The 20,560-nt window shown below is 53.1% G+C and carries 17 protein-coding genes; 12 read left to right on the forward strand and 5 right to left on the reverse strand.

Translation table 11 applies throughout. The features are described 5' to 3' along the window. Positions 1-31: 31 nt before the first annotated feature. Entirely contained in the window at positions 32-1,477 is a 1,446-nt protein-coding gene (locus tag AC1WNR_RS09915; RefSeq protein ID WP_481644329.1) for an FAD-binding domain-containing protein, read from the forward strand. On the opposite strand, the gene AC1WNR_RS09920 is transcribed toward AC1WNR_RS09915, so the two are convergent. Genes AC1WNR_RS09920 through AC1WNR_RS09930 form a run of 3 tightly spaced genes read right to left on the reverse strand, consistent with a single transcriptional unit; the run spans position 1,431 to position 4,239 of the window. Continuing rightward, complete coding sequence (locus AC1WNR_RS09920) at positions 1,431-2,225, reverse strand: CLCA_X family protein (protein ID WP_481644330.1); 795 nt, start codon at positions 2,223-2,225, stop codon at positions 1,431-1,433. The genes AC1WNR_RS09915 and AC1WNR_RS09920 overlap by 47 nt on opposite strands. A gap of 4 nt (positions 2,226-2,229) precedes the next feature. After that, complete coding sequence (locus tag AC1WNR_RS09925) at positions 2,230-3,165, reverse strand: PDR/VanB family oxidoreductase (protein ID WP_481644331.1); 936 nt, start codon at positions 3,163-3,165, stop codon at positions 2,230-2,232. Positions 3,166-3,201: 36 nt separating this feature from the next. After that, positions 3,202-4,239 carry an aromatic ring-hydroxylating dioxygenase subunit alpha gene (locus AC1WNR_RS09930; RefSeq protein ID WP_481644332.1) on the reverse strand — a complete coding sequence of 346 codons (1,038 nt, stop codon included), beginning with the start codon at positions 4,237-4,239 and terminating at the stop codon, positions 3,202-3,204. A 154-nt stretch (positions 4,240-4,393) separates the two neighbouring features. Here AC1WNR_RS09930 and AC1WNR_RS09935 point away from each other — a divergent pair, with 154 nt between their 5' ends. Beyond that, complete coding sequence (locus AC1WNR_RS09935; protein ID WP_481644333.1) at positions 4,394-5,281, forward strand: helix-turn-helix domain-containing protein; 888 nt, start codon at positions 4,394-4,396, stop codon at positions 5,279-5,281. Positions 5,282-5,298: 17 nt separating this feature from the next. On the opposite strand, the gene AC1WNR_RS09940 is transcribed toward AC1WNR_RS09935, so the two are convergent. Further along, entirely contained in the window at positions 5,299-6,252 is a 954-nt protein-coding gene (locus AC1WNR_RS09940; protein ID WP_481644334.1) for a glucokinase, read from the reverse strand. 4 nt (positions 6,253-6,256) lie between these two features. Then, positions 6,257-7,111, reverse strand: coding sequence for a MurR/RpiR family transcriptional regulator (locus AC1WNR_RS09945; protein ID WP_481644335.1), 855 nt, complete (start codon positions 7,109-7,111; stop codon positions 6,257-6,259). Positions 7,112-7,455: 344 nt separating this feature from the next. Between AC1WNR_RS09945 and gap the strand changes: the two genes are divergently transcribed. The 10 genes from gap to AC1WNR_RS09995 all read left to right on the forward strand — a co-directional run bounded on the left by gap (position 7,456) and on the right by AC1WNR_RS09995 (position 20,458). Further along, positions 7,456-8,460 carry a type I glyceraldehyde-3-phosphate dehydrogenase gene (gap, locus tag AC1WNR_RS09950; RefSeq protein WP_481644336.1) on the forward strand — a complete coding sequence of 335 codons (1,005 nt, stop codon included), beginning with the start codon at positions 7,456-7,458 and terminating at the stop codon, positions 8,458-8,460. 92 nt (positions 8,461-8,552) lie between these two features. Continuing rightward, complete coding sequence (gene pyk / locus AC1WNR_RS09955) at positions 8,553-10,001, forward strand: pyruvate kinase (protein WP_481644337.1); 1,449 nt, start codon at positions 8,553-8,555, stop codon at positions 9,999-10,001. A 33-nt stretch (positions 10,002-10,034) separates the two neighbouring features. Beyond that, complete coding sequence (locus tag AC1WNR_RS09960) at positions 10,035-10,493, forward strand: methylglyoxal synthase (RefSeq protein WP_481644338.1); 459 nt, start codon at positions 10,035-10,037, stop codon at positions 10,491-10,493. Between the two features lie 633 nt (positions 10,494-11,126). After that, a complete protein-coding gene (locus AC1WNR_RS09965; protein ID WP_481644339.1) occupies positions 11,127-12,230 on the forward strand; it encodes an ABC transporter ATP-binding protein in 1,104 nt (367 codons plus the stop codon). 112 nt (positions 12,231-12,342) lie between these two features. Next, on the forward strand, positions 12,343-13,704 hold the full coding sequence (locus AC1WNR_RS09970; RefSeq protein ID WP_481644340.1) for an ABC transporter substrate-binding protein: 1,362 nt from the start codon (positions 12,343-12,345) through the stop codon (positions 13,702-13,704). Positions 13,705-13,782: 78 nt separating this feature from the next. Then, complete coding sequence (locus AC1WNR_RS09975; RefSeq protein ID WP_481644341.1) at positions 13,783-14,781, forward strand: carbohydrate ABC transporter permease; 999 nt, start codon at positions 13,783-13,785, stop codon at positions 14,779-14,781. Next, positions 14,781-15,932, forward strand: a complete 1,152-nt coding sequence (locus tag AC1WNR_RS09980) for a carbohydrate ABC transporter permease (protein ID WP_481644342.1) — start codon at positions 14,781-14,783, stop codon at positions 15,930-15,932. Before AC1WNR_RS09975 ends, AC1WNR_RS09980 begins: the two co-directional genes overlap by 1 nt. 110 nt (positions 15,933-16,042) lie before the next feature. Next, a complete protein-coding gene (locus AC1WNR_RS09985) occupies positions 16,043-17,629 on the forward strand; it encodes an alpha-amylase family glycosyl hydrolase (RefSeq protein WP_481644343.1) in 1,587 nt (528 codons plus the stop codon). Positions 17,630-17,684: 55 nt separating this feature from the next. Further along, positions 17,685-19,307 (forward strand): alpha-amylase family glycosyl hydrolase, encoded by a 1,623-nt coding sequence (locus AC1WNR_RS09990; RefSeq protein ID WP_481644344.1) that lies wholly within the window; start codon positions 17,685-17,687, stop codon positions 19,305-19,307. A 92-nt stretch (positions 19,308-19,399) separates the two neighbouring features. Further along, the gene (locus tag AC1WNR_RS09995) at positions 19,400-20,458 is read left to right on the forward strand and encodes a LacI family DNA-binding transcriptional regulator (protein ID WP_481644345.1); all 1,059 of its coding nucleotides are present in this window, start codon (positions 19,400-19,402) and stop codon (positions 20,456-20,458) included. Positions 20,459-20,560: the final 102 nt, after the last annotated feature.

Below are 20,560 nucleotides of genomic sequence, written 5' to 3' on the forward strand. Positions count from 1 at the left end.
TAAACGCTCTGCTGCGGCGCTATACAGGGCCATGAACTCTGCGATCAATATACTCTGGTTTAAGCGTGATCTGCGCCTTGCCGATCACCGCCCGCTGCTCGAAGCGATTGCGGCCGATAAACCGCTACTTCTGCTTTACATCTTTGAGCCAGAGCTACTCAGCGACCCGCACTACTCGATGCGCCACTGGCGCTTCATCTGGCAGTCGCTAGAGGATCTAAACCTAGAGTTAGCCCGCTTAAATTCCCGTATTCATATCGTAGAGGGTGAAGCACTCGATACGTTCAAACAGATCCAGCAACAGCATCCGATCGACAGGATCTTCAGCCATGAAGAGATCGGCTTGCAACTCACTTTTGAGCGCGATCTGCGCATAAAGGCCTGGTGTAAGTCTGGGGGTATTCACTGGCACGAGAGCCCTTGCGGAGCAGTGATCCGCGCAGCGCGCGATAGACGCGACTGGCAACGCAACTGGGATAAGCAGATCAAGCGGCCGTTATTAGATGCACCCAGCGCTCCAATTAACTCAGCCAAAATCGACCTTAAGGCGTTCCGACCACCCACCGAATGGCTTGAGCATCACTCAGCATTTCAGCACGGGGGAGAACGCGCTGCCAGACACTGCCTAGAGAGCTTTATAAACGAGCGCGGCAAACCCTACTACAAACATATATCTAGCCCGATGCTGAGCCGCAAAAGCTGTAGCCGCCTCTCACCTTACCTAGCCTGGGGCAACCTCAGCCTCGCGCAGGTCTACAATGCAGCTAAGAACCACCAAGGTACAGGGGAGTGGGAGCGCTCGATGCGCGCGTTTCGCTCGCGCCTGCATTGGCACTGCCACTTTATGCAGAAGTTCGAGAGCGAAACGAGCATGCAGATGCGCTCGATGAACGCCGGTTATACCGAGTTTCCTTGGCGCACCGATGAGAAAGTATCTGCAGATCTAGAGCGCTGGAAGTTTGGGCAAACAGGCGTCCCCTTAGTAGATGCCTGTATGCGCGCACTCAACGCCACCGGCTATATCAATTTTCGGATGCGGGCGATGCTGGTCAGCTTTCTCTGTCACTACCTCAAAATCGACTGGCGCCTAGGCGCTGAGCACCTCGCCTCACAGTTTTTAGACTTCGAACCCGGCATACACTACCCGCAGATGCAGATGCAGGCGGGTGTCACCGGTATACATACACTACGAATCTACAACCCAACCAAACAGGCGCAAGAGCAGAAGCAGGTTGACCAATTTATCCAGCGCTGGGTGCCCGAGCTTGGTTGCCTACCCGAACAACTGCGAATGACACCTTGGGAGCTGACACCAATGGAGCGCCTGATGCTGGACTTCCCATTGGAGTACCCAGATCCTATAGTGGACCTGAAACAAGCAGCCAAAGAGGCACGGGATCTTTTCTGGGGTTGGCGCGAGCGCGAAGCGGTTAAGATTGATGGGGAGCGGATTCTGGCTCGGCACGTGATGCGCTAAGTGATCGACCCAGCGCTGCAAAGTAATCTGTAAACGCCCAATTAATTTGCTCGCGCTGCTCTCCCCGAGGGTATGGGTCAAACCCGCGCTCTTGTCGACGCGTACCGTAGGCTAAAAACTGGTTACTGATATGAGCATCTTCGATAAACGACTCAAACGCCCGCGCGCATAGCTCTTCCGGCTTGCTCCAATAGAGCCCACCCTCAGAGCGGTCATGCGCGATCGCACGCTCAACGAACTCGCTAGGGCCCTCACCGGCCTCATTCAACAGAATCAAACGGTAACAGTGCGCCAAGAGCTGACAGAGCCCATGCGAGCGCAGTTCAAAATCGGTCAGCCAAGCAATAGATGCAAAGCGACCACCGGTCTCGCGTGTGAAAATATGCTCAGCGATATAGTGATCGAAGGCGTGAAACCACTCATGCGCCAAACTCCCAGCGCCGGCATTCTTAGCCAGCGCCAGTACGCGCGCTGCTGGCATGTAGTGCGCCGAAACTCCGGGCTGCCCGCCGGTACCGTAATGCAACGACAGCTGTCCACGCAGGGATATTACAAAGGGGGGAACCTGCAGGATCTCTTGGAGATCGAGCAAGGCGATAAAAAAGTCGCGGGCGCGCAGCTGCTGCTCTTGCTGTTTAACCCAGCCACCTATCTTAACGCCACGAAAATCAAAGAAGTTGCGGACTTCATTGAACCCGGGTGCAGCGCCAAGATGACGCGGCGGACCCGAGCGGTTATAGCTTCGCATTACACTAGATATCGACGACCAACAGGTCCGATTTGGCACGTGAACAGCAGAGCGTAATCATATCGCCCTCTGCATGCTCAGCCGGGGTCATAAAGAGATCGCGATGTTCCGCTTCGCCCTCTAACAGCGGAACCATGCAGGTACCACACACCCCCTCCTCGCAGGAGAGCGGTACGAAGTGACCTGCCTCATCGAGCACTTCGGCAATACTGCGATCTGGCGGAATCTCGTACTCTTCACCGGAGGACGCGACGCGAACTTTGAATATATGCTGGGGATTCTCTGACTCAGCCAGCGTTGCACTGAAATACTCGCGATGCAGAGACTCCTCAGGCCAGCCCGCTGCGGCTGCCGCTTCCAGCACCGGATCGATAAAGCGCTGAGGGCCACAAACATAGAGCTGTTCCCCATCGACGGGATCAGCAACCAGAGAAGCAATATCAATTGCGCCATCGCAGGAGTAACTCTGCTGTACTGAAGCGGCGAAAGGCGCCTCAGCCAACTCAGGACCAAAGGCCGTCAACGCGGGGGATTTGGTGCGGTAGTGCATCGTAAAATCTTTCGATTCTCTGTGCAGCTCTAGCGCCATTGCCCAGATCGGCGTGATGCCGATACCGGCCGCCAAAAGACGGTAACGGCTGCCATCAACCAGCTCGAAGTGGTTGCGCGGTGGCTCCACTTCAACCTCGTCACCGACCTTGAGCTCGCCTACAGCTTTGGAACCGCCCTTTGAGTCAGGATCGATATAAACCGCAAGCTCATAATACGCAGGCGTATCAGAGGGGTTACAGAGCGAATACTGTCTCGAGAGATCGGGACGCAAATGCAGGTCTAGATGAGCGCCCGCGCGAAAACCTGGTAGCGGCTCGCTCTCTGATACCAGTCGCAGCGCTACAGTTGATTCGGTCAACATTCGACGCTCTGATACACGTACTTTCATCTCAGTATCCACTCCATAATTAACTTAGTTAGCCTCTCAGGCCGCTTCGCTCTCAGCCTTAATTAGCTTATCGATCATACGACGCGCAGCGACACCGCCCGCATCGATATCGAGCTTAAGTAACTGGCGATCCGGGTAGAGCTCCAGATTACGCTGCTGCGCTTCGAGCACTGCCAAATCCTCGGAGAAGATAGTGTTCTGCCCTTCACGAATACGATCAGTAAGCTCAGCATCATCCACTTTGAAGTTACGTGCCATACCCCAGAAGTACCACATAGAACCATCGGTTTGAGGCGTCAGGAAATCTACAACGACACTGCCCGCACGCACCTCTGCAGGTGCTTCAAAACCGCCTTGGCCGGCAAGCGCAACACCCACATCAATCATAATATGGCTCGGCGCATTGAAGCGGCAGATCTGCCAACGATCAACGTCCGCATCAGGGTCTAGGCCCTGAGACTCCATTGCCATACGCCAGAATGGCGGCGCCTTGATATCGTTCATGTAACGCTCGGTCACTACCTGGTCACCATTCATGCGGGTACGCACCGGTGCCTCATCAATCTCTTTCTGGCCGATACTGCCACTGTGCACGTAGTTCTCGTGGGTAAGATCCATGAGGTTGTCGATCATCAGACGGTAATCGCATTTGATATCAAATACACCGCCACCAAAGACCCAACCCTCTTTGGTGTGCCAATCAAATTCGGGGATAAGAGAAAGATCAGCCGTTTCAGCCTCGCCCGCCCAGTACCAGACAAAGCCGTCCCGCTCTTCAACTACTGCACGTTTCACACAGGGAAAACGCTCTGTGCGCTGCTTGGGCATTGAGAGAGTTTTACCATCCTCACCCATACGCAGACCGTGATAGCCACACACCAGCTCGCCATCGTCGATAGTTCCTAATGACATAGCAGCGCCGCGGTGCGGGCAAAAGTCTTCAACAGCGGCGACTTTGCCCTGTTTATTGCGCCAAAATACCAGCGGTGAGCTACAGATAGTGCGTCCCATCGGTTTATCAGCACTGATCTCATCTGACATCGCAGCCACGTACCAAGCATTCTTAATGTGCATTAGAGCGTCCTCTTATTTTTCCTATGCTGACAACTATAATGGTGCGGCCAGCCAACACGCACTGTATTTACTGCACAGATTTTTGTACTTTTAGATCATATTCACGGATATTCTGACGACTAATAGCAAAACACTTGTATTTTAAGCTTAAATCATGAACGAAAAGCCCGTCCCATCCTATGCACTCTACGGTAGCGAGGCTGCGGCCGATGACCCCGGCTTTCTACATATTGAGACGCTGGCAATCTCGAGCCGCCCTTTTGCCGGTCGAATAAAAGCGCATCGTCATCGCGACCTGTTTCAAATCTTGTTGTTACAACAGGGCGAGGCGCAGGTTGAGGTTGATGGCACTGATCTGTACCTGTCGGAACCCACGGTAATCACACTCCCTCCAGGATATGTTCACAGCTTCAGGTTCTTTGAGGGCACCGACGGTTTTATCCTGACTCTGGCCCTACCGTTGATGTCTCAAACAGACAGTGCCTCGCGCTTCTCGTTTATGACGCTCGACCCAATGATTATTCCGCTGCAGCGACAGAGTCGTGCTGCGCAACAAATTGAGGGACTGATTGAGATGATGGCCCAGGAGTTGAGTGAACCGGATAACTGGCGAACGGAGATCTGCGGCCACCTAGTGCGCGCGCTGTTGATTTGGCTTCAACGGGCCACCCAAGATTTGGATAAAACCAAAAACGATCAGACCTTCTCGCCGCTATTAAATGACTTTAGACATCTGGTCGAACTGAAATTTATTGAACACCTGAGTCTAAGCGCCTATGCCGAGCAGTTGAGCACTTCAGTAGCGACACTCAATCGCCACTGTCGTAAGCACCTGAATCTAAGCGCGCAGGAACTGGTGCATCAGAGATTGAATCAAGAGGCGAAGCGCCGGCTCAGTTTTACCCAGCGAACACTGGAGCAACTCGCTACAGAGCTGGGTTTCGAGGACCCCGCCTATTTTTCGCGCTTCTTTAAACGTATCAATGGACAGACACCCAGCCAGTTTCGGCGCGCAAACAACTTCGGCACCGAAACCCGCTAATTGGCTAAGAGTCTGCGTCAGTCGAGAGCTGCAGCAGCAGCCCCAAGCAAGCCAGGTTGCTTATGCGTAACTACGTAAGTTGGAATGCTCTGCATGTACTCTACAAAGCGCCCCTTAGCCTCAAAGCGCTGGCGGAAACTACTCTGTGCAAAGAACTCCAACATACGAGGAATAATCCCGCCGGTGATAAATACTCCACCCTGAGCACCATAAGTGAGCGCCGTATTACCGGCGACACTCCCTAGAATTGCACAGAACTGATCGAGCGTCGCCAAAGCTAACTCATCCTGAGAATCGAACGCCAACGCACTGATTTGGGCGGGCTTGAGCAGCTCAACCCTCTCACCACGAATCTGTGCGAGTGCTTGGTAGATATTTTCTAACCCCATGCCGGACAGAAGACGCTCGGCAGAAACATGCTCATGCTTTTTCAACAGAAAACGAAGGATCTCAATTTCTTGCTCATTAGTCGGTGCAAAGTCGACATGACCACCCTCTGTCACTATCGGAGTCGCATGGCCTTGATAATGCGCCAGACCTGCCACGCCCAGACCTGTACCGGGCCCGAGTACCGCGACTGGAAAGTTCGGTAGCGGCTCGCCTGTTCCGACCTTGATGCGATCTGCATCAGTCAGATTCGGTGCAGCCAGCGCCATAGCAGCGTAGTCGTTGATAACGTCCAGTTGCTGGATACCCAGATCGCTCTGCAGAGCTGACTTGGAGAATACCCAACCATTATTGGTCATGCTGATTCGATCATTGTGCGTCGGGCAAGCGATAGCGATACAGACACGCGGCGGCATTACAACGCCCGCCTGCTCAAGGTAGCTTTTTATCGCGAGATCGATATTGGTGAAATCATCAACCGCTAAATTAATAATCTGCTGCGCCTCAAGCGACTCGCCAAAGGTGAGCGCAAAACGCGCGTTGGTACCGCCGATATCAGCAATCAGAGCACTAGGTGTTGTCATTGGGTTAGTTACTCGCCGGGTGGCGAACCTCTTTCAAACTGTCTTTGATCTTTTTCAGATGCTTGAGGAAATCAGGACCGCGGCGCAGCGTGACGCCAGTCGCTAGAATATCGATAACGGTCAGGTGCAACATACGCGAAGTCATCGGCATATAGACGTCGGTATCCTCTGGCGGGTCGACCTCTATAACAATCGAACACTTCTCAGCCAATGGAGAGTTCGCCGCGGTGATACCTAGTACGGTTGCACCCGATTCACGCGCCAGCTCGGCTACATCGACAATCTCTCGAGTTCGACCTGTGTAAGAGATCACCACGATTACATCACCAGTGTTAGAGGCCGCTGAGACCATCCGCTGCATCAGAAAGTCATCGTATGCAGTCACCGGGATATTAAACCGGAAGAACTTGTGCTGCGCATCCGCAGCGACCGGGCCTGATCCACCTAAGCCAAAAAAGATGATCTGCTTCGCCTGAATCAGTTGGTCTACCGCGAGGTTAATGGTCTGCGGGTCTAACGACTTCTTCGCCGTGACCATCGCTGCGATCGCTGCATCGATAATCTTACCGGTGTAGCTATCGGCGTCGTCATCGGGTTCTACGTTACGGTTAACATAGGGGACGCCGCTAGCGAGCGCTTGCGCTAGGTGTAGTTTAAAGTCAGGAAAACCGGCCGTGTTGAAACGCTTACAGAAACGGTTGACCGTGGGCTCACTGACTTCAGCCGCTCGCGCGAGTACCGCTATAGAGGAGCGCGTCGCTGCTTGCGGGTCGGCTAGAATCACCTCTGCTACTTTGCGCTCGGAGCGATTCAGCGAATCCAGTGCGCTATTGATCTCTTGGACAATATTAGAAGCCACAATACACCTCGGTTATCTCTATCGGGCTAGCTGAATTCGGCGTCCGAAAGAGTTACGTAATTTAATACCGAACTTTACAACGAATCCGGTAAGAATTGAACAAACTAGATACTAAATTACAAATAGGTAAGAGAATTTCATCGTATTTAACATCATAAATAGAACGTAAATTTCATCAGAGACCGCTTACTAACTGGCTATGCGACTTCTAATTACCCCTATTTATATGGTTATGCCGTGAATTTTTCTCGTTATTAAGGCTATTGAACTAAGGTCGCCCCGCCGTCACAATAGATGTAAGTTTACAACATCAATTTATTAGAAAACTTTCACAGGTGGATAGGATGGCAATTCGAGTAGGGATTAACGGCTTCGGACGTATCGGTCGCATGGTATTTCGCGCAATCGCGCAGGACTTCAATCAGGATATTGAAGTTGTAGGTATTAACGACCTGCTTGAAGCAGATTACCTTGCATACATGCTGAAGTACGACTCTGTACACGGCAACTTCAAAGGCGACATCGCCGTTGAAGGTAATAACCTAGTCGTTAACGGCAAAACCATCCGCCTAACCGCTGAACGTGATCCAGCACAACTCGCGTGGGGCGATATCGACGTTGACCTCGTACTTGAGTGTACCGGCTTCTTCCTAACCGAAGAGGGCTGTCAGAAACACGTTGAAGCGGGCGCGAAGAAAGTCATCATGTCTGCACCTTCAAAAGATGGCACGCCGATGTTCGTTTACGGCGTTAACCACGAAGAGTACGCCGGCCAGCAGATCGTCTCTGCCGCTTCTTGCACGACTAACTGTCTGGCACCAGTTGCAAAAGTGCTGCACGACAACTGGGGCATCAAGCGTGGCTTGATGACCACCGTACACGCAGCAACTGCGACTCAGAAAACCGTTGATGGTCCATCTGCAAAAGATTGGCGCGGTGGCCGCGGCATCTTGGAAAACATCATCCCTTCATCGACGGGTGCTGCAAAGGCTGTTGGTGTAGTAATGCCTGAACTGAACGGCAAGCTGACCGGCATGGCTTTCCGCATCCCAACCTCTGATGTCTCAGTGGTCGATCTGACTGTCGAGCTAGAGAAAGACGCAGATTACGATGCAGTCTGTGCCGCTATGAAAGCAGCCTCTGAGCAGGGTGCGCTGGGCGAAACTCTCGGTTACACCGATGAAGCCGTTGTTGCGACTGACTTCCGCGGCTGTGATAAGTCATCAATCTTTGACGCAACAGCAGGCATCCAACTGGACGGCACCTTCCTCAAAGTTGTCTCTTGGTATGACAACGAGTACGGCTACACCTGCAACATGCTGCGCTTCGCTAAAGTTGTCGCTGCCTAATTAGCCTGTTGCAAACGGCGCTGCTGCACTTTTGCTGCACTTTGGCTGCATCAGTGGCAGCGCTAATTTATTGAGTTAAGGAGCTTCCTTTTATGGAACGCAGAACCAAAATTGTAGCGACACTCGGCCCCGCTACAGATACGCCAGAGATGATTGATCGTCTGGTACAGGCCGGTGTAAACGTGGTGCGTTTGAACTTTTCGCACGGCAGCCCGGAAGATCACAAAAACCGTGCGCAGATGGTACGTGACGCAGCGAAACGTCGTGGCAAATTTGTGGCGATCCTCGGCGACCTTCAGGGCCCCAAGATCCGCATCGCACGCTTTGTTGAGACCAAAATTCAACTCGCCGTTGGCGACCGCTTTGCGTTGGATGCCAGCCTGGATAAAAACGCCGGCAACCAGTTCGAAGTTGGTATCGACTACGAAGCATTGGTTGAAGATTGTTCAGTGGGTGACATCCTGCTGCTCGACGACGGTCGCGTACAGCTGAAGGTTATCGAAAAACTACCAAAACGTCTCGAGTGTGAAGTGACAATTGGCGGCCCGCTATCGAACAACAAAGGCATCAACCGCCAAGGTGGTGGCCTTTCAGCAGGCGCACTGACTGAGAAAGACATGGCGGATATCAAAACCGCTGCCGAGATAGACGTTGATTACCTCGCAGTATCTTTCCCGCGAACAGGCGATGATATGCGTCAGGCGCGCGAGCTAATGATTGCTGCGGGTGGTGACGCCGGCCTGATCGCTAAAATCGAGCGCGCAGAAACGGTAAGCTGTGTTGAAAACATCGACGAAATCGTAGAAGCCTCTGACGGCGTTATGGTTGCCCGTGGCGACCTCGGTGTCGAGATTGGTGATGCAGAGCTGATCGGTATTCAGAAGCTAATTATTGCCCGAGCACGCTCACTTGATAAGACTGTTATCACGGCTACTCAGATGATGGAATCGATGATTAGCTCACCGATGCCAACACGTGCCGAAGTATTCGACGTTGCAAACGCGGTACTCGATGGTACCGATGCTGTGATGCTCTCTGCGGAGACAGCTGCCGGTGAGTACCCCGTCGAGACCGTTGAAGCGATGGTGCGTGTGATTGTTGGCGCTGAGAAGAATCGCCTGTCGCAAGTCTCTAAACACCGTATGGATGAGACTTTCGAGCGTATTGATGAGTCTATCGCGCTTGCAGCAATGTACACCGCTAACCACCTCAAAGGCGTCAAAGCGATCATCGCGATGACCGAGTCCGGCGCTACGCCACTGCTGATGTCGCGCATTCGCTCGGGTATTCCGATCTTCGCCTACTCTGCTCGCCCTAAAACGCAGACACGCGTCGCTCTGTACCGTGGCGTTAAGACGATTCCGTTCGATATCTCAGAGATGGAGAACTCGTCTGTCAACCAGTTGGCTGTACAGAAGCTGGTTGATCGTGGCGATGTGGTTGAGGGCGATATCGTACTGATCACCAAAGGCGATTACGTTAATGCGCTAGGCGGCACTAACACAATGAAGATCGTCAAAGTCGGCGGCACGATTCAGTAACTCGCGGCCAACTTGGCACGAAGGCAGATAACGATGATGCAAAACACCGAATACTCAGTCCCATCGAAGAAGTCGATCGCTTTAGTGGCGCACGACAACCGAAAGCCGGATCTGATCGCCTGGTGCCAGCGTCATCGTGATCGCCTGCTACACCACAACTTGGTTGCCACCGGCACAACCGGCCATAAATTGGCCGATGCGCTGGGCCTGCAGATCACCTCACTGATTAGCGGCCCGATGGGCGGTGACCAACAACTGGGGGCACTCATTGCCGAACAGAAACTCGATCTACTGATCTTCTTCTGGGATCCAATGAACGCTCAACCGCACGACCCCGATGTAAAAGCGCTGCTAAGGCTCGCCGCCGTCTGGAACCTACCAGTCGCCTGCAACGAGAGCACCGCCGATTTCATGTTCAGCAGCCCACTGCTGGACAACCCGCACAAACGGATAGTCCCCGACTACCAGAGCTACCTCGCCGAGCGCGTCTAGCTCAAACTCAATTTCTTAGTTTTACCTGCGAAAGCATTTACCCCTCCTCGGAGGGGTATTTTTTTGGCCAAGGATGGCCTTATGCCGCGAAGGCCATGGATGGCCGAGAGCGGCGTCGCCAGACCTTTAGACTATAGCTCGGGCTCTCACCTGCGAGAGCGGCGTCGTAGGCACCAAAAAGTCATCAAAAATACCAAAGAGCACACTGCCGGGGTTCGTAGGCTAGCTGTATTGCAGAGGCAGGATGGCCTTATGCCGCGAAGGCCATGGATGGCCGAGAGCGGCGCCGCAAGACAAAAAAGATCATTTTAAAAACCAAAGAGCAAACTACCGAGCTTTACAGCCCCTTTAATCTTGGTAAGACCAATCACCAATCCCCCCACACTTTGCTGCACTGCAGTTAAATTTAAGTAACGTTTAAGATGAGTAAAAGTATCGACAGACAAATTTTATCTGCTAGGATGTGCATCATTCTAAAACGTTTAAGTAATCTAGAAACTTGGCTCTTAGATAAAAACTGCTAGCCATAACTAGAACGTTTTACAAAATCAGCAACTTACAGACAATTCAAGCGGCTGAACGTTAAGACACACAGTTAAGTGCGCATGAGCGCACTGTTATTGGAGGTTATTGGTGGCATCGGTACAACTGGTCAATCTCAACAAGATCTATGGCGAGGGCACTAAGCAGCCCGTGCACATTCTGCACGACGTCAATCTGGACATCGCCGATGGTGAGTTCGTTGTATTCGTTGGCCCATCCGGCTGCGGCAAATCCACGCTTCTGCGCTGTATCGCTGGCCTTGAAGATATATCCTCAGGCGATCTAAAGATTGCAGGCGATCGTGTCAACGACCGCACACCCAAAGAGCGTGGCATCGGCATGGTGTTTCAGTCTTACGCGCTCTACCCACACATGAGCGTGTACCACAACATGGCGTTCGGCCTTGAGCTGGCAGGCATGCCAAAAGAGCAGATCCGTGAGCACGTTACTGCAGTTGCAAAAACGCTGCAGCTTGACCATTTGCTTGATCGCAAGCCGAAAGCTCTGTCTGGCGGTCAACGTCAGCGCGTAGCAATTGGCCGCGCCATCGTTCGCGAACCCAAAGTATTCCTGTTTGACGAGCCGCTATCCAACCTCGATGCAGCGCTGCGTGTACAGATGCGTATCGAAATCGCTCGCCTGCACGGTGAGTTGAAGAACACCATGATCTATGTAACACACGATCAGGTTGAAGCGATGACGCTGGCCGATAAGATCGTTGTGCTGAGTGCGGGTCGTGTTGAGCAGGTAGGCGCACCACTCGAGCTCTACCACCGCCCTGCCAACCGCTTTGTAGCAGGCTTCATTGGTTCGCCTAAGATGAACTTTATCGACGTCGACACACAGAACGGAACAGACAGCTCGGTCACCCTCAACCTCGATGGGCAATCAATGGTTCTCGCACGTCAGGCTGCCGATGTTAGCGGTAAAGCTGTGCTGGGCATTCGCCCTGAGCACTTTACCGTGGACGGTACTGGCGACCTATTTATCGAAAGCACCGTTAGCGTGGTTGAGCACCTGGGCGACCAGTGCATGTTATACATGGAACGCGATGGGCTCGAAGGCCCGCTTGTTGCTGTAGCGGACGGTGACTTTATGGCGAAGAAAGGTGATGTGATTAAACTGGGTATTCCAGCTAGCCGCGCACACCTGTTCGATCAGAGCGAGCAGCGCGTACTGCCACTCGACGAATAACATTCGCATAGGATTAGATTTCATGCCTCGGCATGATCTTTTTGAGGACGGGCGCCTCAGCATGTTGCAGACAGCCCAACATAATAAATGAAGAAGATAGAGGTTTGCTCTAATGAAAAATCTACGTAAGACCCTTGCAGTCGCTGTCGCACTGGCAACCGTTTCTGGTGCTGCTTCAGCTGCTGGCCTGAAATTCGACAAGGCTGACAACCGTTTCTCATGGGACTCGCTGGCTAAATTTGAAGCGATGGACCTGAGCGGCAAAACTATCCGTTTCGATGGTCCTTGGATCGACGGTGATGCTGATAACCTGCTGACCGTACTGGCTTACTTCGAAGAAGCAACTGGTGCAACTGTTGAGTACAACGGCTCTAACGACTTCGAGCAGCTCGTGCTGGTTGATATGAAGGCGGGCAACCCACCAAACCTGGCAGCTTGGCCACAGCCTGGTACCGTTGCTGAGCTGGCTTCACAGGGCAACCTGGCGCCGCTACCAAACAGCGTTGAAGCCGCTGTAAAAGAGAGCTACGCAGCGGGTCAGAGCTGGGTTGATCTGGGCACTTACGCTGGCGCAGACGGCAACGAAGCGATGTTCGGCCTGCCTTACAACGTAAACCTGAAATCAATCGTGTGGTACGTACCTGAGAACTTCGAAGAAGCAGGCTACGAAATTCCACAGACTATGGAAGAGCTGATTGCACTGAGCGATCAGATCGTTGCTGATGGTGGCACTCCATGGTGTATCGGTATGGAATCTGGCGGCGCGACTGGTTGGGTCGGCACTGACTGGATGGAAGATCTGATGCTGCGTACTCAGACTCCTGAAACGTACGATGCTTGGGTATCGAACGAAATGCCGTTCAACGATCCTAAAGTGATCGAAGTTATGAACACCTTCGGCCAGTTCGTACTGAACGATGACTACGTAGATGGTTCATCTTCTGCTGTTGCATCTATCTTCTTCGGTGATTCACCTAAGGGTCTCTTCGAGACTCCACCTAAGTGTTACATGCACCGTCAGGCTTCGTTCATCCCTGCGTTCTTCCCAGATGAGTACAAAGAGACTGTCGGAACTGATTCTGACTTCTTCTACTTCCCATCTTACGCAAGCAAAGACCTGGGTAACCCAGTCCTTGGTGCGGGCACGCTGGTAACTATGATGAAGGACTCTCCAGAAGCACAGGTGCTGATGGACTACCTCACAACTCCAGTAGCACACGAGCTATGGATGGCTGGCCAGGGCTTCCTGACACCACACAAAGGCGCGAATCTGGATGCTTACTCAAGCGAAGTACTGCGCAAACAGGGTGAAATCTTCCTGAATGCAACAACCTTCCGCTTCGACGCATCAGACCTGATGCCAGGTGCGATCGGTGCCGGTGCATTCTGGACAGGTATGGTTGACTTCACTTCAGGCAAGTCTGCTGAAGAAGTGACTGCCGACATCCAGAAAGCTTGGGATGCTATCAAGTAAGTAGCCCTACGCTAATCCGGAGCCGGCCTCTCATCAGGGGCTGGCTCCTCTCTCTGAAACAACTCTCTCGAGACCAACATGACTGAACAGATCTATTCAGCCCTGATAGCAATACTCGTCGGTGTAACGGCGGTCGTTGTCTATTTTTGGGGTAGTAACTGGATTCTCGATACGCTTATCTCGCGCTCATCCCGTGACAATAAAGAGGTACTGCGCGAAAAGATCCGTCCATGGCTATTTGCCGGTCCAGCGATCTTCTTCTTGACGCTCTACCTTGTATACCCCGTTTTCGAAACGCTCTGGCTCTCGTTTCACAACTCGGACTCCAGTGCGTTTGTTGGCCTAGCCAACTACGAATGGCTTTTCGCTGATCGCGAATTCCACCAGACTCTGCAGAACAACCTGCTGTGGTTGATTATTGTACCGACTCTGTCGACTGTATTGGGTCTTGCTGTAGCTGTGCTCGCAGACCGCTCTAAGTTCGGCACCGTCGCGAAATCAATCGTATTTATGCCGATGGCGATCTCATTTGTGGGTGCTTCGGTTATCTGGAAGTTTGTCTACCATTACAACGGCGAGGGTGATATCCAGATCGGTATCCTCAACGCGGTCATCGTAGCCTTTGGCGGCGAACCACAATTCTGGCTCTCAATCACCACGTGGAACTCGGTTCTGCTGATGCTGATTCTTGTATGGATTCAAACGGGTTTCGCCATGGTTATCCTCGGTGCAGCGCTGCGTGGCGTGCCTGAAGAGACACTCGAGGCCGCTATTATTGATGGCGCTTCGCGTCGGCAGCTGTTTTTCCGCATAACGCTGCCGCAGATCATGCCAACCGTGATCGTTGTCTGGACGACCATCGCAATTCTCGTGTTGAAAGTCTTCGATATCGTACTAGCGATGACCAATGGTCAATGGGAAACCCAGGTACTCGCGAACCTTATGTACGACTGGATGTTCCGTGGTGCCGGTGATTTCGGTCGCGGTTCTGCTATTGCAATTATCATTATGATCTCTGTTATTCCGATTATGGCGTGGAACATCTACCGTTTCCGCAAAGATGAGGCTGGACGTTAATGAGTGTTTCTAAATCTAAACTTCCGGGTTTCTTTAACGGTACGGCACTGATCGCTCTGGTTATCTTGTGGTTGATACCGACTCTTGGACTGTTTGTCAGCTCAATCCGTGACAAAGACGCGCTTGCTGCATCAGGCTGGTGGACTGCCTTTAACGCCTCCACTCAGGTTACCTTCGCTCGCACCGCGACTCCCTCAGAGCAGGTTCAGACGGACAAGGGATATGTACTAGCGGGGCAACTGACGAGCAACGAAGGTGACACGTACACCAATATAGTGGCGTTTGGTAGCACCTCAAATACGCCGCAAGAGGCTGAACCCGGCTCACAGATCACACTCAAAAATGGTGACTTGCTGCAGGTCAACGCTGATGGTAGCTATGAGTACCTATCAGATGAGCCGATCAAAGGTAGTCGAGGCAAGCGAATCTTCTTCGCCTATGCTCAGCCGGCTGAATTTACGCTGGAAAACTATGACAACGTCATTTCTAACGGCGGTATCGGCCAGGCATTCCTTAACACCCTTGCGGTAACCATTCCAGCAACGGTCATTCCGGTTCTTATCGCCGCGTTTGCAGCCTATGCTTTCAGCTGGATGCGTTTTGCTGGTCGCGAGTGGCTCTTCGCTGCAGTTATCGGACTGTTGGTGGTGCCTCTACAGACTTCACTGGTGCCGTTGCTACGTCTCTACTCGGATCTGGGGCAAATGTTTGGCTTCGAGTCTAAAGGCTACGTTGGCGTGTGGATGGCCCACACCGGGTTTGGACTGCCTTTGGCGATCTATCTGATGCGCAACTACATGCGCAGCCTTCCTGGCGATCTGATTGAATCAGCGCGTGTGGACGGCGCGAGTCACTTCCAGGTGTTTGTGCGCATCATTCTGCCACTGTCTATCCCCGCGTTGGCAAGCTTCACCATCTTCCAGTTTCTTTGGGTCTGGAACGACCTGCTCGTGGCGATGGTATTCCTAGGCCAAGGCGAAGATCAGATTGTATTAACGGCCCAGCTGCGCGCCCTTCTCGGGACACGCGGGTCGAATTGGGAAGTGCTTACCTCGGGTGCATTCATCAGCATCATTCTACCGCTGGTTGTCTTCTTTGCACTGCAGCGCTTCTTTGTGCGCGGCCTCGTGGCGGGTTCCGTCAAAGGCTAAGTTTTGGGGTGGCCGAGCTTCGCTTGGTTGCCCCCGTTTATTTTTATTTTTTGAGCTGGGGTCAGACCCCTTTAAAAGATTAAAAGGGGTCTGACCCCGTGGAGAGATTCATGAGCAATAATTGGTGGAAAGGTGCGGTCATTTATCAGATCTACCCGCGCTCTTACCAAGATTCCGATAACGACGGCATTGGTGATATTCCAGGGATCACATCACGTCTGGAGCATATTGCGCAGCTGGGTGCTGACGCAATTTGGCTCTCACCGATCTTTACCTCCCCGATGAAAGATATGGGGTACGACGTCTCCGATTACTGCGATATAGATCCAACCTTTGGCACGCTCGCCGACTTCGATGCAATGGTTGAGAAGGCGCACTCTCTGGGTCTGAAAGTGATGATCGACCAGGTTATCAGCCACTCATCTGATCAACACCCGCTCTTCCAGCAGAGTCGTCAGGATAAAACCAATGATAAGGCCGACTGGTATGTATGGGCTGACCCAAATCCAGATGGCAGTGCACCGAACAACTGGCAAGCGATCTTTGGCGGTAATGGCTGGACCTGGGAACCGCGTCGTCGCCAGTACTACTTGCACAACTTCCTAGCAGAGCAGCCCGACTTCAACTTCCACAATCCTGAAGTGCAGCAGTATCACCTCGATAATATGCGTTTCTGGCTTGAGCGCGGAGTCGACGGTTTCCGCCTGGATACCGCAAATTTCTACTTCCACGATAAGCATCTGCGCAACGATCCTGCGAACCCAAAAACTGATTTGTCTGTTGGCGAGTGGAACCCGTACCACTATCTGTACCACATCTACTCTAAGAATCAGCCGGAAAACCTTGCGTTCCTGGAGAAAATGCGTGCGCTACTCGATGAGTATGACAACCGAACTCTGGTTGGCGAAATCGGTGAGGCGCACCACCCGATTGAAATTATGGGCCAGTACACCTCCGGCCGCCGTCTCCACATGGCCTACTCCTTTGAGATGCTTGGCCCAACATTTACGCCTGAGCACTTCCGCCATCAGATTGAAGCCTTCTTCCAGGGCGCACCGAATGGCTGGCCCTGCTGGGCACTGTCAAACCATGACGTTGTGCGCCACACCAGTCGCTGGCATCGGGACGGCATGGATTGGAACGACCTAGCAAAACAGGCCGGTGCTCTCCTTCTGACTCAGCAGGGCTCTATCTGTATCTACCAGGGCGAAGAGCTCGGCATGCCCGAGTCTGACCTCGAGTATCATGAACTGACAGACCCTCAAGGCCTTAATTTCTGGCCTGCGGATAAAGGCCGCGACGGTTGCCGCACGCCAATGACTTGGAGTGCCACTGAGAGCCATGGTGGTTTTGCCGAGGCGAAACCTTGGCTGCCCGTAAAACAGCCACAGCAGCAACGTGCCGCTGATACGCAGGTCGGTGTAGACGGATCGGTGTTTGAGACCTATCGCGAATTGCTCAAGATACGCGGCAATAGTGAAGCCCTGCGTACCGGTGCAACTGAATACCTGCACTCCGGTGATGCGATTCTCGACTTCGTTCGTGGCGACCAGGTGCAGTGTATTTTCAACCTATCTGCGCAGTCTCAGACATACACGGCAAGAGCAGGAGAGGTGCTCCTCAGCAACGCTGCCACGCAGAACGGTAACGAGTGGCAATTAGAACCCAATGGCTTTGTATTGCTGAGTCTGGGCTAACGGATATGGGGTCAGACCCCGTTAAAAATTTAAAGGGGTCAGACCCCGCAGGAAGATGTTTATGAGTCAGACTTGGTGGAAAGGCGGGGTTATTTACCAGATCTACCCACGCAGCTTTATGGATAGCCGCAGCGACGGTATCGGTGACCTTAAGGGCATCACCATGAAGCTGGAGTACGTCGCATCACTCGGTGTCGATGCGATCTGGCTCTCTCCATTTTTCACCTCGCCAATGGATGACTTCGGCTACGATGTCTCCGACTATCGTGATGTGGACGACATGTTCGGCTCGCTGGATGACTTCAAAGCCTTGGTGGATGAGGCTCATCGCCTGGACCTTAGGGTCATCATTGACCAGGTGATCAGCCACTCATCTGACCAACATGAGTGGTTCAAAGAGAGTCGTGCCAGCCGCGATAACCCGAAGGCAGATTGGTACGTCTGGGCTGATCCCAAAGAGGATGGCACGCCACCCAACAACTGGCTATCACTCTTTGGCGGCTCGGCATGGCAGTGGGATACGCGCCGTGAGCAGTACTACCTGCATAACTTCCTAACCAGCCAGCCCGACCTCAACTTCCACAACCCTGAAGTGCGACAGGCTAATCTAGACAACATGCGTTTCTGGCTGGACCTGGGCGTTGATGGCTTCCGTTTGGATACCGTTAACCTCTATTACCACGACGCCGAACTGCGCAACAACCCGCCATTACCGGCCGATGAACCAACCCCGGGTGGTATTCATCGTAGTAACCCCTTCTCGCGTCAACGTCACATCTACAACCTGAGCCGTCCAGAGAATCTCGAGTTTTTGAAGGACATGCGCAAGTTGATGAATGAGTATCCCGGCTCCACCACTGTGGGTGAGATTGGGGTGGATCCGTACAGCGCCCTCGAGCGCATGGCCGAGTACACCAGCGGTAGCGATAAGCTCCATATGGCCTACACCTTCGACCTGCTAGAAAATGAGAGCGGTGCGGAGTTTGTGCGTGGCGTGTTGAAAGAATTCAAAGAGAAGGCTGGTGACGCTTGGCCCTGCTGGGCGCTGTCGAACCACGATGTTCAGCGCAGCGCCACGCGCTGGGGCAAGAACGAAGACCCAACGCTTTTTCCTGCCATCTCTTTAGCGATGCTGATGAGTCTGCGCGGGAGCGCTTGTCTTTATCAAGGTGAGGAGCTCGGTCTTCCCCAAGCGGAGGTTGCATTCGAGCGTCTGCAGGACCCTTACGGCATCACCTTCTGGCCAGAGTACAAAGGCCGTGACGGTTGCCGCACGCCCATGCCTTGGTCCGATGCCGATCATGGTGGCTTCGCGATCGTAGAGCCTTGGCTACCAGTGGACGAGCGCCATTTGCCATTGTCGGTTTCAGAGCAGGAAGATCGCAAGAGTTCAACGCTGCGCTCTGTACGCCAGTTCATCAACTGGCGTAAACATCAGCCAGCATTGATCGATGGCGACCTAGACCTGATTGAGGGTACAGGCGAAGCTCTGGTGTTCACGCGCAGCTGTGACCAACAGAAGTTATTGGTCGCAATCAATATGACCGGTGAGAGCATTTTCGTGCAATACAGCGGCGAGATTCAGAAGGTACATACCGAGCACGGGTTCACTGGCCGTTTTGTTGATAACCAGATCGAACTACCACCGTACCAAGCGCTGTATGCCGACCTCCCGTAGTCGCTCCGTAGGAGGGTTATTCGGAACAGCCGAATGACGCGACCGAACAAGATAAAAGGCCTCTTTTGAAGAGACTTTTAAAGGTAAACCAAATGCCAACAAGAAAAACAAAAAAACTAACGATTAAAGACGTTGCCCGAATACTCGAAGTATCCACCGCAACCGTCTCTAACGCCTTCAACCGCCCAGACCAACTCTCTGAGGCGCTGCGCGAGCGCATTTTAACCGAGTGCAAGAAGCTCGGTTATGTTGGCCCCAGCGCAGCTGGGCGTTACCTGCGCACCGGCCGTTCAGGCGTAGTCGGCGTAGTACTCACCGACAGCCTCGCCTACTCCATGAGCGACTACGTCGCCTCGCACTTCTTGGCGGGTCTTGCCGAAGTCTTCGACGAGGCTCATCTCAACATGCTGCTGCTATCGGCGCGCGATATGGACCAATCCGGCCGCCAGCGTCAGCATGAATCGATGGTCGATGGCTATATCGCTTACGGCATGATCACCGCAGATGGCCGCACCTACGAGCACCTCCTGCGCCAGCAGAAGCGTCTTATCGTTGTCGACAACCTGATCGAGGGATACCCGGCAATCAACGTCGACAACCGCGGCGCCGCTTATGAAATTGCCCGCTACGCACTGAAAGAGAAACCCCAAAACTTGGGTATTCTTGGCCTGAGGGTTACCAGCTTTCCGCGCATCTCACGCCTCACCGAAGAGGATATAGATGGCGCACCCGAGTCGATCTCAATCGATCGCCTCAACGGCTACTTCGATGCAATCAAAGACGCGGGAATAGAACTCCCGCTGGACCGTATCTGGAACATCCCACTGAATACCCACCGCTGGGCCTATCAGGCGGCCAGAGAGGCGCTAAACACCGTCCCCCGCCCTGACCTACTCCTGTGTATGTCAGACGTCATAGCGATGGCAACGCTGCAGACCGCGCTGCAGATGGGCCTCAGAGTACCTGAGGATCTGAGAATAGTCGGCTTCGATGGCATTCCAGAAGCACAAAACCTGCATCCAACCATCACCACTGTGCAGCAGCACTCGGTCGAGAAAGGACGTCGTGCAGCAAGGATGTTCTTGGAAGCGGATAATAATGAAAATGTGGTTTTACCTACCGAGCTGCTGATCGGGGAGTCTTGTCCCTGAAAGATGCCGCCGGTCGGTTAATTCGCTGCGCGAACAAACCTCCTACATCAAGCTCTGTAGGAGGCTTATCGACCAACGGGAGATGAGGCGACACCTTTCGGA

The sequence above is a fragment of the Marinobacterium marisflavi genome (assembly GCF_982447095.1).